The 14,870-nt window shown below is 69.8% G+C and carries 13 protein-coding genes; 11 read left to right on the top strand and 2 right to left on the bottom strand.

Annotation, left to right across the window (positions count from 1 at the left end; all coding sequences use genetic code 11):
- The first annotated feature begins 39 nt into the window (after positions 1-39).
- From LRX76_RS13725 to ggt, 5 genes are all read left to right on the top strand, one after another.
- Positions 40-597, top strand: coding sequence for an NUDIX hydrolase (locus LRX76_RS13725; protein WP_231806156.1), 558 nt, complete (start codon positions 40-42; stop codon positions 595-597).
- 337 nt (positions 598-934) lie between these two features.
- Entirely contained in the window at positions 935-1,444 is a 510-nt protein-coding gene (gene coaD, locus LRX76_RS13720; protein WP_231806237.1) for a pantetheine-phosphate adenylyltransferase, read from the top strand.
- Positions 1,445-1,490: 46 nt separating this feature from the next.
- Complete coding sequence (locus LRX76_RS13715) at positions 1,491-1,988, top strand: hypothetical protein (RefSeq protein ID WP_231806154.1); 498 nt, start codon at positions 1,491-1,493, stop codon at positions 1,986-1,988.
- Positions 1,989-2,372: 384 nt separating this feature from the next.
- On the top strand, positions 2,373-2,657 hold the full coding sequence (locus LRX76_RS13710; protein ID WP_231806152.1) for a YfhL family 4Fe-4S dicluster ferredoxin: 285 nt from the start codon (positions 2,373-2,375) through the stop codon (positions 2,655-2,657).
- Positions 2,654-4,399, top strand: a complete 1,746-nt coding sequence (gene ggt / locus LRX76_RS13705) for a gamma-glutamyltransferase (RefSeq protein ID WP_231806150.1) — start codon at positions 2,654-2,656, stop codon at positions 4,397-4,399. Before LRX76_RS13710 ends, ggt begins: the two co-directional genes overlap by 4 nt.
- 199 nt (positions 4,400-4,598) lie before the next feature.
- Here the strand turns inward: ggt and upp are convergent, their stop codons facing one another.
- Positions 4,599-5,231, bottom strand: coding sequence for a uracil phosphoribosyltransferase (gene upp, locus LRX76_RS13700; protein ID WP_231806148.1), 633 nt, complete (start codon positions 5,229-5,231; stop codon positions 4,599-4,601).
- 149 nt (positions 5,232-5,380) lie between these two features.
- Here upp and LRX76_RS13695 point away from each other — a divergent pair, with 149 nt between their 5' ends.
- From LRX76_RS13695 to LRX76_RS13680, 4 genes are all read left to right on the top strand, one after another.
- Complete coding sequence (locus LRX76_RS13695) at positions 5,381-7,918, top strand: TonB-dependent receptor (RefSeq protein WP_231806146.1); 2,538 nt, start codon at positions 5,381-5,383, stop codon at positions 7,916-7,918.
- Positions 7,919-7,968: 50 nt separating this feature from the next.
- On the top strand, positions 7,969-9,087 hold the full coding sequence (locus tag LRX76_RS13690; protein WP_231806236.1) for a phytase: 1,119 nt from the start codon (positions 7,969-7,971) through the stop codon (positions 9,085-9,087).
- Positions 9,084-10,457: a metallophosphoesterase family protein gene (locus tag LRX76_RS13685; protein ID WP_231806144.1), complete on the top strand. Its 1,374-nt coding sequence runs from the start codon at positions 9,084-9,086 to the stop codon at positions 10,455-10,457. The genes LRX76_RS13690 and LRX76_RS13685 overlap by 4 nt, the downstream gene beginning before the upstream one ends.
- Before the next feature lie 338 nt (positions 10,458-10,795).
- Positions 10,796-11,419, top strand: a complete 624-nt coding sequence (locus LRX76_RS13680; protein ID WP_231806142.1) for an inorganic diphosphatase — start codon at positions 10,796-10,798, stop codon at positions 11,417-11,419.
- A gap of 64 nt (positions 11,420-11,483) precedes the next feature.
- Here LRX76_RS13680 and LRX76_RS13675 read toward each other — a convergent pair whose 3' ends face one another.
- Positions 11,484-12,989: an aminotransferase class III-fold pyridoxal phosphate-dependent enzyme gene (locus LRX76_RS13675; RefSeq protein ID WP_231806140.1), complete on the bottom strand. Its 1,506-nt coding sequence runs from the start codon at positions 12,987-12,989 to the stop codon at positions 11,484-11,486.
- A 163-nt stretch (positions 12,990-13,152) separates the two neighbouring features.
- Here LRX76_RS13675 and LRX76_RS13670 point away from each other — a divergent pair, with 163 nt between their 5' ends.
- Both LRX76_RS13670 and queA read left to right on the top strand, forming a co-directional pair.
- Positions 13,153-13,584 (top strand): Lrp/AsnC family transcriptional regulator, encoded by a 432-nt coding sequence (locus LRX76_RS13670; RefSeq protein WP_231806138.1) that lies wholly within the window; start codon positions 13,153-13,155, stop codon positions 13,582-13,584.
- A 192-nt stretch (positions 13,585-13,776) separates the two neighbouring features.
- On the top strand, positions 13,777-14,829 hold the full coding sequence (gene queA, locus LRX76_RS13665; RefSeq protein ID WP_231806136.1) for a tRNA preQ1(34) S-adenosylmethionine ribosyltransferase-isomerase QueA: 1,053 nt from the start codon (positions 13,777-13,779) through the stop codon (positions 14,827-14,829).
- The last annotated feature ends 41 nt before the right edge of the window (positions 14,830-14,870 follow it).

The raw sequence follows: 14,870 nt of genomic DNA, 5'->3' as shown, positions 1-14,870 counted from the left end.
CGGCCGATTCCAGGAGGCCGGGACGGGTACATGCGGGACATGGGGCACGACACGACGGCGAGGCTGCGGCGGCAGTTGCTGGCCTATCGCCGGCACTGGCCGGCAGAGGCGGGCGTGGCCGGGCTGTTCCTGGAACTGCTGGACGATCCGGCCGATCCGTTCGTGCGCGAGCGCCTGGAGGGCCACTTCACCGGTTCGTCGTGGCTGGTCAGCGGCGACGGCGAGCGCGCCCTGTTGACCCACCACCGCAAGCTGCAGCGCTGGCTGCAACTGGGCGGGCATGCCGACGGCGACCGCGACCTGGGGCGGGTCGCGCTGCGCGAGGCGCAGGAGGAGTCGGGTCTGGAGGGGCTGGTGCTGGACGGTGCGGAGATCTTCGATCTCGACCGGCACTGGATTCCCGAACGCGGCGACGTGCCCGGGCACTGGCACTACGACGTGCGCCATGTGGTGCATGCCAAGGGCGGCGAGGACTACGTCGTCGGCGAGGAATCGCTGGACCTGGCGTGGCGGCCGGTCGCCGGGATCGCGACGGACCCGGCGGCGGACGAATCGCTGCGGCGCATGGCCGGCAAGTGGCTCGCCCGACACGGATGAATGGCCGCGGCAGCGTCCGGCAAGCCAGGGCTTCCGCCCGCCGGGCAGGCTGCGAGAGCCTTCGCCACGCAGGGTAGCGGCCCCCGGCCCGCCTTCCCGGGCGCGGCCGGGACACGCGCGATCACGCCTGCCGCCCATTCCCGGACACCTTCGCGTCCCGGTCCCGGCGGGATCGAGGCAGGCTGACTTTGCGGGAACCAGGACGGGTTCGGCCAGCCGGTCCGAGCCGGCTTGCGGCAGGTCAAGGGCAGGGGATGTCGGCTTGGATGGCATGGCCGCGGCCGCCTTCCGGCTTCCCCGCCGCTGTTACAATCCCGGCACTTCGACCAGAGCCGGCATCCGCAACGTGGCCAACAACCGTATCGCCGTCTACCCGGGCACCTTCGACCCGATCACCAACGGTCATATCGACCTGGTCAACCGCGCCGCGCCGCTGTTCGACAAGATCCTGATCGGCGTCGCGCAGAGCCCGTCGAAGGGGCCGACGCTGCCGCTGGAACTGCGCGTGTCGCTGGCGCGCAAGGCGCTGGCGCGGCACGCCAACGTGGAAGTGCACGGCTTCGACACGCTGCTGGCGCATTTCGTGCGCGATGCCGGCGCCGGCGTGCTGCTGCGCGGGCTGCGCGCGGTGTCCGACTTCGAGTACGAATTCCAGATGGCGAGCATGAATCGCCACCTGATCCCGGAGGTCGAGACCCTGTTCCTGACCCCGGCCGAACCCTACAGCTTCATTTCCTCCTCGCTGGTCCGCGAGATCGCGCGCCTGGGCGGCGACGTGTCCGGCTTCGTGCCGCCGCTGGTCGTCGAGGCGCTGCGCCAGGCCCGCGAGTCCAGGCAGCAGCAATGACCCGAGCCCCGTTCCGCATTCACCGCATCCACCAAAGAGAACTCCGATGAAGAACAGCATCCGTTTGATCCTGATCGCCTCGATGGCCGTCCTGTCGCTGGCCGCCTGCAAGAAGCAGGAAGCCGCCGCGCCCGCCGCCGACGCGCAGCCCGCGCTCACCGTTCCTGCCAAGGACGACGACGCCGGCTGGAAGCAGTACCTGCAGGCGGTGGTCGGCCAGAACATGGGCAGCATCACCAACAATCCGTTCCTGTACTACCTGCCGCCGGAATCGGATCCGGAGTTCCAGGCCAAGTACGACCGCCAGGTCGAGAGTGCCACCACCGCCGTCGGTCGCGGCGTCCAGCCGGGCAACCTGCTGGCGTTCGGCTCCTCGGCCTCGGCCAAGATGGCCGACATGATCACCGCGGTGTTCAAGGACGTGCAGCCGGACTCGATGAAGGGCGTGCGCGTGCTGTTCATCGGCGAAGCCGCCGACAACGCGCGCGCGCAGGCGGCGATCCAGCCCACCGGCGCCGAGTACGTGTTCGTCGAGGCCAAGTGACGCAATGGCGCGTGGCCGCACGGCGGTCACGCCTTTGCCATTGCGTCATCCCCGCGCAGGCGGGGATTCAGAGACTTTCCTGAATCCGGCAAGCCGCCGCGGCTGCGGTCACGCCTTCGCCGCCGTGTCATTCCCATCCCCTTCCCGAAGGGGGAGGGAAGGCGATCCGGGCGACCGGATCCGCGTCCCGGCATCGCCCCGCGCAGGCGGGGCGATGCGTTTTCGCGGTAAGCTCGACATACGCCAGTGCCCACGCGTGCGTGCGGACAGCCAGAGCAGGGACCGCATCGGCGATCGCGCCTGCGCGGGTGATCCGTTCCGCGCGAGCGCGGCAGCCGGCGATTCCGAACCCCGCATACCGGCCGAAGGGCCCGAATCACCCCCATGTCCCTGAAAATCAACGAGCTGTGCGTCAACTGCGATGTCTGCGAGCCGGCTTGCCCCAACCATGCCATCTCCATGGGCGAGACGATCTACCTGATCGACCCGGCCCGCTGCACCGAGTGCGTGGGGCACTTCGACGAGCCGCAGTGCGTGGTGGTATGCCCGGTGGAATGCATCGATCCGGATCCGGCCCATCCCGAGGACCAGGGCGCCTTGCTGGCAAAGCTGCGCCGGTTGCAGCACGATCATCCCGAACTGTACGAACAGGAGCCCGCGCTCAAATGAGAACCCCGTCGAGCAAGCCGCTTTCGCGGTTCTTCCTGCTGGCCGCACTGTTGCTGGCACCGCTGGCGCAGGCCGGCGGCGGCGCGCAGGCGCCCGCGGCGCACCCGCCCGGGGCGGCCATCGCCAGCGGGCACGCGCTCGCTACCGAGGCGGGGCTGGAGATCCTGCGCCAGGGCGGCAACGCGTTCGACGCGGCGGTGGCGGTTTCCTCGACGCTGTCGGTGGTCGAGCCGATCAGCTCGGGCCTGGGCGGCGGCGGCTTCTTCCTGCTGCACGACGTCAGCAGCGGCCAGGACCTGTTCCTGGATGCGCGCGAGTACGCGCCGCAGTCGGCCACGCCCGACAAGTTCCTGGACAAGAACGGCGACCTGGACCGCGAGCGTTCGGTGAACGGGCCGTGGTCGGCGGCGATTCCGGGGCTGCCCGCCGCGCTGGTGGAACTGGCGGGCAAGCATGGCCGCCTGCCGCTGAAGGCGTCGCTGGCGCCGGCCATCCGCATCGCCGGCGAAGGGTTCCCGGTGTACGCGCGCATGGCGCGCGGCTACCAGTCGCGGCGCGAGGTGATGGAGCGCTACCCCGGCACCCGCGAGGTCTACCTGCGCAACGGCAAGCCGATCGCCGAGGGCGACATCTTCCGCCAGCCGGAGCTGGCGAACACCCTGAAACTGCTGGCCGACAAGGGCTTCGACGGCTTCTACCGCGGCGAGACCGCGAGGAAGCTGCTGGCCGGGGTGAAGCAGGCCGGCGGCAGCTGGACCGCCCAGGAGCTGGCGAACTACCGGGTCAAGCTGCGCACGCCGATCGCGTTCGACTATCGCGGCTGGAAGATCACCACCGCGCCGCCGACCTCCTCCGGCGGCATCGCCCTGGCCGAGATGCTGCAGATCCTGGAAGGCTACCAGCTGAAGGGCATGGACCCGGTGCAGCGCACCCACCTGGTGGTGGAAGCCATGCGCCGCGCCTATCGCGACCGCACCTTCTTCCTGGGCGATCCGGACTTCACCCAGGTGCCGCAGCGGGTGTTGCTGAGCAAGGACTACGCGCTGGGCCTGCGCTCGACCATCAATCCGGACAAGGCCACCCCCAGCGACCTGCTGTCGGGCAACCCGACGCCGCTGGAGGACGACGAGACCACGCACTTCTCGATCATCGACCGCGAAGGCAACCGGGTGGCGGCCACCCAGACCGTCAACCTGCTGTATGGATCGGGCCTGATCCCCCGTGGCACCGGCGTGCTGCTCAACAACGAGATGGACGACTTCGCGCTCAAGCCCGGAACCCCCAACGCCTTCGGCGTGATGGGCTACGAGGCCAACGCGCCCAAGCCGGGCAAGCGCCCGCTCAGCTCGATGACGCCGACCTTCATGGAGTCGGCCGACAAAGTCGCGGTGCTCGGTACCCCGGGCGGCAGCCGCATCATCACCATGGTGCTGCTGGGCATCCTCGGCTACGACGACGGCCTGAGCGCGCAGCAGGTGGCCGCACTGCCGCGCTACCACCACCAGTGGCTGCCGGACGTGATCGAAGCCGAGAGCGGCACCTTCTCCCCGGAGACCATACGCGGGCTGCAGGCGCTGGGCCATACCCTCAAGCTGCCCGGCGACGAGGCCGCCGGCGGCCGCGGCTCCAGCCATGTCTGGGGCAACCTGCAGACGGTGGAGTGGGACCGCACCACCAACACCCTCAGCGGCGGCAGCGATCCGCGCAACCCGGTGGGGTTGGCGAAGGTCCAGGCCGAGTAGCGCCGGGACCCGGGGAGCCCGGCCGGCGTTGCAGGAATAATGTAGAGAGGCGTAGGAGCGACTTCAGTCGCGAGAGGCTCTACCGGTAAAGCCCATCGCGACTGAAGTCGCTCCTACGTCGTTCCTACGCCGCTCCCGCAGCCGTTTCAGCGAGAGGCCGGTCGCTCCAGCAAGAGGCGGAGCCGCGCCCGGGCGGCGGTCACTCCAGCCGGGTGCCGAAGATTCGGTCGCCGGCGTCGCCCAGGCCGGGCAGGATGTAGCCCTTCTCGTTGAGGCGCTGGTCGATGGCGGCGGTGTAGATCTCCACGTCCGGATGCGCCGCCTCCACCGCCCGCAGCCCCTCGGGCGCGGCGACCAGGAAAATGCCCTTGATGCGCCGCGCGCCGGCGCGCTTGAGCATGCCGATGGTGGCGATCAGGGTGCCACCGGTGGCCAGCATCGGGTCCAGGATCAGCGCCTCGCGCTCTTCCAGGCGGCCGGTGAGGCGTTCGAAGTAGGGCACCGGCTGCAGCGTCTCCTCGTCGCGCTGCAGGCCGACCACGCTCACCCGCGCGGCCGGGATCAGCGCCAGCACGCCGGGCATCATGCCCAGGCCGGCGCGCAGGATCGGCACCAGGGTGATCTTGGCGCCGGCGATGCGCTCGACCCGGACCGGTCCGGCCCAGCCCTGCTGGGTGTAGGTCTCCGTCTCCAGGTCCCTGGTGGCTTCGTAGGCGAGCAGGGTGCCCAGCTCGGTGACCAGTTCGCGGAATCCCTTGGTGCTGAGCGAGGCATCGCGCAGCAGGCCGATCTTGTGGCGGACGAGCGGGTGGGAGACTTCGACGATCTTCATGGGCTGCGCGAGGGAATGGGGGCTTCAGTTTGCCGCAGTCCGGGGGCGTCGCGACAGCCCGGAAGTGCCGCAGGCGGCAGCGGAGTGTCATGCGATTGAAACCGGACCGCCATAGTGTACCCAACCATTCTTCACATCCGGAATGGCCCGTGTCCGCTAGAAAACCGCTCTACATCGCAATGTCGCTGTCGCTGGCATTCCTCTCCGCCGCTGCCGACGCGGAGCAGGCCGGTGGCGCTGTCGCGGCGGCGGGGGCGGTCGCCGCCACCGACCTTGACCGCATCGAGGTGCGTCCGCAGCTGGAGGCGCAGGCACGCGCGGTGGACCTCAAGCGCGAGTCCGACGCCATCCTCGACGCGGTCTCGGCCGACGAGGTGGGCGACTACCCCGACCAGAACGTGGCAGAGTCGCTGCAGCGCCTGCCGGGCGTCAGCGTCACCCGCGACCAGGGCGAGGGCCGCTTCGTGGTGGTGCGCGGCCTGGATGCGGCGCTGAACAGCGTCAGCGTCGACGGCGTCGCGATCGGCACCCCGGAGAGCGACAACCGCGCCGCGCCGATGGACCTGATTCCGTCCGAGTCCACCGAGCGGCTCAAGGTGGTCAAGTCGCCGACCCCGGACATGCCCGGCGACTCCATCGGCGGCGCGATCCTGGTCGAGTCGGCCTCGGCGTTCGACCGCGACGGCCGCAGCATCCGCGGCAAGCTGGAAGCCAACCGCCAGCAGCTCAGCGGCAAGACCAGCCCCAAGGCCTCGTTCAACTACAGCGACATGTTCGCCGACAACACCTTCGGCGTGGCGCTGGGCGTGAACTACCAGGACCGCGAGTTCCAGTCCGACAACACCGAGGGCGAGTACGACGAGATCGGCAACGGCGACATGGTCATGATAGAGCAGCAGCGCCGCAAGTACTACGTGGACCGCAAGCGGGTCGGCGCCAACCTCAACCTCGACTGGCGCCCGGACGAGGACAACCGCTACTACCTGCGCACGCTGTTCAGCGACTACCAGGATGCCGAGACCCGCCAGAACACGGTGATCGCCTTCGATACCGACGATGTCGAGGCCAGCGGCGACGGCACCTATTCGGCGCCGGTCGACGAGATCACCAAGCGGGTGCGCTACCGCACCAAGAAGCAGGACACGCTGGCGGCCAGCCTCGGCGGCGAGAACCGCTTCGACGGCGCGGTGCTGGACTACCAGGCCGGCTACACCAAGACCCGCGAGCGGGTGAACGACGAGATGGAGGGGCGCTTCGAGTACGGCGGCGACGATCTCGACGCCACCATCGACCAGAACGGCAGGATCCCGGTGATCGGCCTGTCCAGCGACGACTGGATCTCCAACGGCAACTACGAGTTCGACAAGGTCGTGCTCTCGCCCGGCCGCACCGACGACGACGAGTACAGCGCCAAGGTCAACGTGCGCTTCGACGGCGACAACGCCAGCTACAAGTTCGGCCTGCTCGGGCGCTGGCGCGAGCGCAACGTCGACAAGAACGAGACCGAGCTGTCCGAGGGGCCCGACATCGATCTGTCCGGCTGGACCGTGGCGCCGCCCTCGCACCGTCGCAACAGCCTGGGCGAGGCGCTCAGCTCCTCGGCGATGCGCGCCTACTGGGCGCAGTACGGCCACCTGTACAGCGCCGACGAGGGCGATGCCAGCAGCAACGCGGTGAGCCTGCTGTCGGAGGACTATGCCGCCAAGGAGGACATCCTTGCCGCCTACGCGATGGGCACCTGGGACATCGGCGCGTTGCGGTTGATCGCCGGCGTGCGCGTGGAGAACACCCAGTTCAAGGCGACCGGCAACGAGGTCTCCGTCGCCGACGACGAGTCCTTCGCGGTGAGCCCGCTGGAGGCCAGCACCAGCTACACCAACGTGCTGCCGGGCCTGCACCTGCGCTGGGACAGCGGCGACGATTGGGTGCTGCGCGGTGCGGTCAACAAGACCGTCTCGCGCCCGGGCTTCGGCCAGATCGCCCCGCACGCGACCATCAACAACGCCGACCGCGAGGTCGAGCTTGGCAATCCGAACCTCGATCCGTACGAGTCGACCAACGTCGACCTGTCGTTCGAGAAGTACCTGGGCAAGAGCGGCATCGTCTCGCTGGGCCTGTTCCACAAGTCGATCGACGGCTACATCGTCGAGACCGTGAGCAACAACGATCCGGCCTATGTCGGCTACGACGTCAGCACGGCGATCAACGGCGACAAGGCCAAGGTCTACGGCGCCGAGTTCAACTGGCAGCAGCAGTTCGACTTCCTGCCGGAAGGCTGGGACGGCCTGCTCGGTGGCGTCAGCGGCACCTGGCTGCATACCGATTTCGACCCGGGCCTGGATGGCCGCGCCGGCGAGGACTTCAGCCTGCCGCGCGCCTCCAAGAACGTCTACACCGCCTTCCTCGGCTACGAGAAGAACGGCTTCTCCACGCGGCTGTCGGCGGTGCACCGCAGCGAGTACCTGGACGAGTTGGGCAAGGCCCGCGACTACGATATCTTCGTGGCACCGAACACCCAGCTCGATTTCAGCCTCGACTACCAGGTCACCGACAACGTGCAGCTCTACTTCGACGCCTCCAACCTGCTCGACAAGCCGCTGGAACGCTACCAGGGCACGCGCTCGCATACCCAGCAGTACGAGGAGTACGGCCGTACCTACGCCGTCGGCATCCGGGTGAAGCTGTGAGGGCGGCTGTGTCTATCCTGCGCCTGGGCACGCTGGCGCTGGCCTGCGGCCTGGCCGTGGCCTGCAGCAGGGCGCCGCAGGCCGAGGTTGCGCCGGCGAGCGCGCCAGCCGCGGCTGCGGCCGCCGACCGCGAACCGGACGAGCAGGCCGAGAAGGATCCGCTGCTGAGCGAGGCCCAGGTCCCGCACGAGGTGGTGGCCGAGGCCTTCGTCACCGCCGCGAGCCCGGCCGACAACCTCGACTCGCCGGCGAGCTGGATCGCGCCGGACGGCAAGCGCTGGGTCATCACCACCGCCAAGAAGAGCGGCGAGCTGGTGGTGTTCGACGGCGACAGCGGGCAGCGCCTGCGCAGCGTCGGCGGCAAGGGCAGCGCCCCCGGGCAGCTGGACCGGCCCAACGGCATCGCCGTGGTCGGCGACAAGGTGCTGGTGGTGGAGCGCGACAACCATCGCGTGCAGGTGTTCTCGCTGCCGGGATTCGAATCGCTGCTGACGTTCGGCGCCGAGGACCTGGGCAAGCCCTACGGGCTGTGGGCACGCGAGAAGGACGGCGGCATCGAGGTCGTCGTCAGCGACAACTACATGCTCGGCGCCGACGAGGAAACGGTGCCGCCGCTGGCCGACCTCGGCCACCGCTTCCGCCGCTACCAGTTGCAGGAGCAGGGTGGGACCTGGAGCGCGCGGCTGCTGCAGAGCTTCGGCGACACCGGCGAGGCGGGCGCGATCCGCATCGCCGAGTCGGTGTTCGGCGATCCCGCGCACGATCGCCTGCTGCTGGCCGAGGAGGACACCGCAGTCGGCACCCGGCTGCGCGAGTACGGCCTGGCCGACGGCAGGTACCGCGGCCGCGACATCGGCGCCGACCTGTACAAGGCGCAGGCCGAGGGCATCGCGCTGCAGGCCTGCGCCGACGGCAGCGGCTACTGGATCGGCACCGACCAGTTCAAGGACCGCAGTCTGTTCCACGTGTTCGACCGGCAGACGCTGGAGCACGTCGGCGCGTTCGCCGGCAAGGTCACCGCCAATACCGACGGCGTGTGGCTGGACATGCATGGCGACGCGCGCTTCCCGCAGGGCGTGTTCTACGCGCTGCACGACGACCAGGCGGTGGCGGCGTTCGACTGGCGCGACGTCGCCAAGGCGCTGGCGCTGAAGGAATGCGCGCAGTGAGGCGCAGGCATCCCAGGGGATGGGGCGGGGCGCTGCTGCTGGCGCTGGCATCGGCGTTCGCCACTGCCGCGCCGGCAGCCGAGCCCAACACCCAGGTGCCGGCGTCGAGCCGGCACTATGCCGCCAGCGGCTTTCCCGACCGCATCGTCGCCTCGCCGGCGCAGGACGGCGCGCACGGTTTCGCGGTGATGTGGCGGACCGATGCTTCGGTCGAGAAGCCGCTGCTGGAACTGGTGGTGGCCGGCGACTCGCCCGACCTGGGCACGCCGCGCCGCATCGTCGCCGCGACCACCGTGCTGGAGAGCGAGAACGGCCTCTCGCACCACCACCGCGCCGACATCGACGGGCTGCAGCCGGACACGCTGTACGCCTACCGGGTGCAGGGCGCGGATACCTGGGGTGCGTGGACCCATTTCCGCACCGCCGCCGCGGCCGGCGCGCCGCTGACCCTGCTGTACTTCGGCGACACCCAGAACAAGAATCTCAGCCATGTCTCGCGGGTGATCCGCCAGGCCTGGCGCAGCACGCCGGATGCGCGGCTGGCGCTGTTCGCCGGCGACCTGGTCAGCGGTGGCGACGGCGCCGACGACAGCGAGTGGGGCGAGTGGTTCGAGGCCGGGCGCTGGCTGCTGGAAGGCACCGCGGTGGCGCCGGCGGCGGGCAACCACGAGTACTTCGAGGAGTTCGAGGACACCCCGCAGGAGCGCCGCGTGCTCGGCCGGCACTGGCCGGCGACGTTCGCGCTGCCGCGCAACGGCGCGCCGGCGGCGGACGGTACCAGCTACTGGTTCGACTACCAGGGCGTGCGCGTCGCCGTGCTCGACGGCACCTCGGCGCTGGACCTGGGCACCGGTGCGGCGCAGGCGGCGTGGCTGGACAAGGTGCTGGCCGACAATCCGCATCCATGGTCGATCGTGATGGTCCACCAGCCGTTCTATTCGCCCAACGCGGCGCGCGAGAACGCGAAGCTGGCCGAGCAGGTGCTGCCTGTGATCCGCCGGCACAAGGTGGACCTGGTACTGCAGGGCCACGACCACACCTATGGTCGCCGCAGCGACGAGGGCAGTGCGTCCACGCCGGTGTTCGTGGTGTCGGTGGCCGGGCCCAAGCAGTACCGGCTATCGCAGCATGCGCGGCGGACGATGAAGCCGGTCGCCGAGGACACCCAGCTGTACCAGGTGCTGCGGATCGACCCGCAGCGGCTGGCCTACGAGTCGCGCACCGCCACCGGGCGGCTGTACGACGCCTTCGAACTGGTCCGCGACGGCGCCGGCAAGCGCCTGGTCGAGCACGAGGAAGGCCGCATCGCCCCGCGCGACTGCGCCCGGGCGGTGTCGCCGAAGGGCAGGGCGGACCGCTGCTGGGAATGACCGGGAGTCCGTTGCGGTGGCTCCGGATGGCGTCGGCTCCCGGGGATGTCTTCGATGGCGGACAGGCCGCTTCCCTTCTCCCGCTTGCGGGGGAAGGGGGCGCGCAGCGCCGGATGGGGGGAGCTTTTGCTGTGGCTTTCCCATGCTCCAGGCAGCCCCCATCCGCCCTTCGGGCACCTTCCCCCGCAAGCGGGAGAAGGGAGCTTTCAGCTGCTGTTGGATTAATAAGCAGGCGAAGGCGGAGACCGGGCGACTTGATACGCGCTGCCGCCTAGCACCGAGTCCCGCTTCGCGGGAACGACGGATCCGGACTCACACGTGGTTTGCGAGGAAATCCCATGACCAGGAAACGAACGATCCGCCCGCTGCTGCTGGGCCTGCTGCTCGCCGTGGCGACGGCGCAGGGTGACGACCACGTCCGCCACCCGTTCCTGGCCGCGCAGCCGGCGACCGCGCCGGATGAGGTGAACCTGGCGGTGGAGATCCCGGCCGGCAGCTTCACCAAGTACGAGATCGGCGAGGACGGGCTGGTGTTCGTCGACCGCTTCCAGTCGATGCCGGTGGCGTACCCGGCCAACTACGGCTCGATGCCGCGCACGCTGGCCGGCGATGGCGATCCGCTCGATGCGCTGGTGCTGACCCGCGAGCCGCTGTACCCGGGCGTGCTGATCCGCTTCCGCCCGATCGGGGTGCTGCGCATGATCGACGCCGGCGAGCACGACGAGAAGGTCGTCGGCGTGCCCACCGACAAGGTCGATCCCAGCTACGCCGGTATCCGCGACCTGGGCGACCTGCCGCAAGCCGAGCGCGAGCGCATCGAGGCGTTCTTCCGCGTCTACAAGGACCTGCCGAAGGGGCGCAATCCGGTCGAGCTGCACGGCTGGGGCGACGCCGCCGAGGCGCGGCGGCTGATCGGCGAGGCGCTGCAAAGGTTCGGCGAGCGGCAGGACAGATCCCCGTAGAGCGGAGCTTGCTCCGCTGGGGCTTTACCGGCAAAAGCAGCGGAGCAAGCTCCGCTCCACGCGCCTACGCCGCCGCGGCCTGCTCCCGCCGCGGGCCTTCGCGCAGCGCACGCCCGACCAGCCCGACCAGCAGGTCCAGCTCGGCCTCGTCGATGGCGAAGTGCGGGGTGAAGCGCAGCGAGTTGGCACCGCCATGGATCACGTTCAGGCCGTGCCGGCGCAGCCACTCCTCGGTCGAGCCGGCGCCGTAGCACTTGAACTGCGGCGCCAGTTCGCAGGAGAACAGCAGGCCGGTGCCCTGCACGCCGGTGATCAGTCCGCCCAGCTCCTTCTTCAGCGCCTCCAGCTTGCGCACCGCCTGCTCGCCGCGGGCGCGGATGTTCTCGCGCAGCTGCGGCGTCAGCAGCGCCAGCGTGGCGCAGGCCACGTCCAGCGCGCGCGGGTTGGAGGTCATGGTGTTGCCGTACACGCCCTTGCGGTACAGGCCGGCGGCGCGCTCGTTCAGCGCCAGCACCGAGAGTGGGAACTGCGCGGCGTTGAGCGCCTTGGAATAGGTCTCCATGTCCGGCGCGTCCTGATCCTCGAAGCCGGGGTAGTCGACGATCGACAGCACTCCCTGCGCGCGCAGGCCGGCCTGGATCGAATCGACCAGGAACAGGCTGCCGTGCTCGCGGCTCAGGCGCCGTGCGGCGGCGTAGAACTCCACCGGCACCGCGCGGCCTGGGTCGCCTTCGCCCATCACCGGCTCCAGGAACAGCGCCTCGATGTGCCAGCCGTTGGCCTCGGCGTCGGCGAAGGCGCGTTCCAGCGCGGCCACGTCGTAGGGGGCGATGGCGATCAGCGAATCCTCGCCGCGGTAGCTGGCCAGGTGCTGCAGGTAGCTCTTGCGCGAGGAGTCGGAGTAGCGCGCCGGCGGTTCGGTGCGGCCATGGAAGCTGCCCTTGACCACGACCCGCTTGATCGCGCGGCCGGCATGCGCGGCGCCCGGGTCGGTGGCCAGCTTGCTGTTGATGTCGGCGATGCGTCCGGCCAGGCCCACCGCCTCGGAACCGGAGTTCAGGCACATGAACCTGGTGTACGGGCAGCCGCCGCCCTGCGCGCGCGAATGGCCGATCTCCGTGCGCAGCGCCTTGTCGAAGCGCAGCTGCGCCAGGCTCGGGGTCATGATGTTGGCCATCACCTGCGGCCTGGCCAGCGCCGCCAGCACGGTTTCCGGCGTGTGGCCTGCGCCGAGCATGCCGTAGCCGCCGGCGTCGTACAGCACCGCGCCCTTGAGCGTGACCAGCCACGGCCCGCGCGCGGCGAGGGCGACGTAGGGCTGTACCGCGTCCTCGGCATAGAAGTTCACGAACCCGGCCTGGACGGCGCGGACCTGTGCCTCCTCGTCGCGGTCGAGCAGATCGGCGAACTCGTCCTTCAGCCGCAGGTACTCGGCGGCGGCGGCCTCGACGGCCTGCCGCAGCGTCGGGTGGGTCCGGCCCAGTCGCTCGATGGTGGCATCGTCCAGGCCGTGGGTGAGGCGGGCGCCGGCATGGGCGCGCAACGGGGCGAGGGTGTCGATGAGGGACATGCGGCTCTCCGGGTTCGTGGCGTCTTGATCCCCGCACAGGGCTGTGCGGGCGGCTGCGGGGGACTCGTCTCCTAACTTAACTGGAGCGTGTCGTCGTTTGGCAGCTATGATTCGTGCATTGAACCGGATTATTTCGTCGATTCGACGACAGGTATCGATCGAAATGAAAGCCACTCCCGCCGAAGAACAACTGCTTTCGCTGTTGCGCGAGGATGCCCGCGCCTCCACCGCGCAGATCGCGCGCCGGCTGGGGCTGTCGCGCACCACGGTGCAGAGCCGCATCGACCGGCTGGAGCAGCAGGGCATCATCAGCGGCTATACCGTCCGCGTCCACGACGACTACGAGCGCGGCCGCATCCGCGCGCACATCATGATCACCGTGCTGCCCAAGCACATGACCGCGGTGGTCAAGGCGCTGCACGCGATCCCGGAGGTGCGCGCGCTGCATTCGGTCAGCGGCGCGCACGATCTGATCGCGCTGGGCGTGGTGCCCACGGTCGGCGAGATGGACGTGCTGACCGACCGCATCGGCGCGATCGACGGCGTCGAGCGCACCACGTCGTCGATCGTGTTGTCCACCAAGTTCGAGCGGTGAGGGGCGGGGATTGGGGATTCGGGATTGGGGATTGGCAAGAGCGGCAGTTCACGCTCCGAGGCGGCTTCACGCTTTTGCGAATCCCCAATCCCCAATCCCCAATCCCCAATCCCCAATCCCGAATCCCGAATCCCGAATCCCGAATCCCCGCCCCCCAGCTACAATGCCCGCCCCCGGTTTCCCGCCCCCACCTTGAAGAAGTCCGATTTCCACTACGACCTGCCCGAGGAACTGATCGCGCAGGAGCCGCTGGCCGAGCGTTCGGCCAGCCGCCTGCTGGTGGTGCCGCCGGCGCCGGCCGCCTTCGCCGACCGCCAGGTGCGCGACCTGCCCGGCCTGCTGCAGCCGGGCGACCTGCTGGTGTTCAACGACACCCGGGTGATCCCGGCGCGGCTGTTCGGCCACAAGGCCACCGGCGGGCGGGTGGAGATCCTGATCGAACGGCTGCTCGGCGAGGATCGCGCGCGCGCGCAGCTGGGTGTGAGCAAGTCGCCCAAGGCCGGCGCCCGCATCGCCCTGGATGCCGGCGGCGAGGCGGAAGTGCTGGACCGCGACGGCGAGTTCTACGTCCTGCAGTTCCACCTAGGCGGGCCGCTGGAGCCCTGGCTGGCCGAGGCCGGCCGGCTGCCGCTGCCGCCGTACATCCACCGCCAGCCCGAGGCGGCCGACCGGGTGCGCTACCAGACCGTGTTCGCCCGCGAGACCGGCGCGGTGGCCGCACCCACCGCGGGCCTGCATTTCGACGAGGCGCTGCTGGCCCGGCTGCGCGAGCGCGGCGTGGAGGTCGGCTACGTCACCCTGCATGTCGGCGCCGGCACCTTCCAGCCGGTGCGGGTGGAGGACATCGACCAGCACGTCATGCACAGCGAGCGGCTGCACGTGGACGCGCCGCTGGTGGAGCAGGTGCGCCGTACCCGCGCCGCCGGCGGCCGGGTGGTCGCGGTGGGCACCACCGTGGTGCGGGCGCTGGAAAGCGCCTTGCAGGACGGCGAACTGCAGCCGTTCGCCGGCGAGACGCGCATCTTCATCACGCCGGGCTACCGCATCCGCAGCATCGATGCGATGGTGACCAACTTCCACCTGCCGGAAAGCACGCTGCTGATGATGGTCTCGGCCTTCGCCGGCCGCGAGCGCATCTTCGCCGCCTACCGCCATGCCATCGAGCAGCGCTACCGCTTCTTCAGCTACGGCGATGCGATGCTGCTGTGGAGCGGGGATTCGGGAGTCGGGATTGGGGATTCGTAGAACCTCGCCCGCGTTCGCTCTTGCAAATCCCCAATCCCGAA

This window comes from Stenotrophomonas sp. MMGLT7, assembly GCF_021168555.1.
In the GTDB taxonomy this organism is placed as follows: domain Bacteria; phylum Pseudomonadota; class Gammaproteobacteria; order Xanthomonadales; family Xanthomonadaceae; genus MMGLT7.
The sequence above is the reverse complement of the archived record's forward strand: the minus strand, read 5'-3'. Positions and strand labels throughout refer to the sequence as shown.

Excerpts from the sequence above, each read along its gene's own strand:
- upp (WP_231806148.1), bottom strand. The coding sequence starts at position 5,231 with ATGAAGATCGTCGAAGTCTCCCACCCGCTCGTCCGCCACAAGATCGGC.
- LRX76_RS13675 (WP_231806140.1), bottom strand. The coding sequence starts at position 12,989 with ATGTCCCTCATCGACACCCTCGCCCCGTTGCGCGCCCATGCCGGCGCC.
- LRX76_RS13670 (WP_231806138.1), top strand. The coding sequence starts at position 13,153 with ATGAAAGCCACTCCCGCCGAAGAACAACTGCTTTCGCTGTTGCGCGAG.
- LRX76_RS13715 (WP_231806154.1), top strand. The coding sequence starts at position 1,491 with ATGAAGAACAGCATCCGTTTGATCCTGATCGCCTCGATGGCCGTCCTG.
- LRX76_RS13725 (WP_231806156.1), top strand. The coding sequence starts at position 40 with ATGGGGCACGACACGACGGCGAGGCTGCGGCGGCAGTTGCTGGCCTAT.
- LRX76_RS13710 (WP_231806152.1), top strand. The coding sequence starts at position 2,373 with ATGTCCCTGAAAATCAACGAGCTGTGCGTCAACTGCGATGTCTGCGAG.
- ggt (WP_231806150.1), top strand. The coding sequence starts at position 2,654 with ATGAGAACCCCGTCGAGCAAGCCGCTTTCGCGGTTCTTCCTGCTGGCC.
- LRX76_RS13680 (WP_231806142.1), top strand. The coding sequence starts at position 10,796 with ATGACCAGGAAACGAACGATCCGCCCGCTGCTGCTGGGCCTGCTGCTC.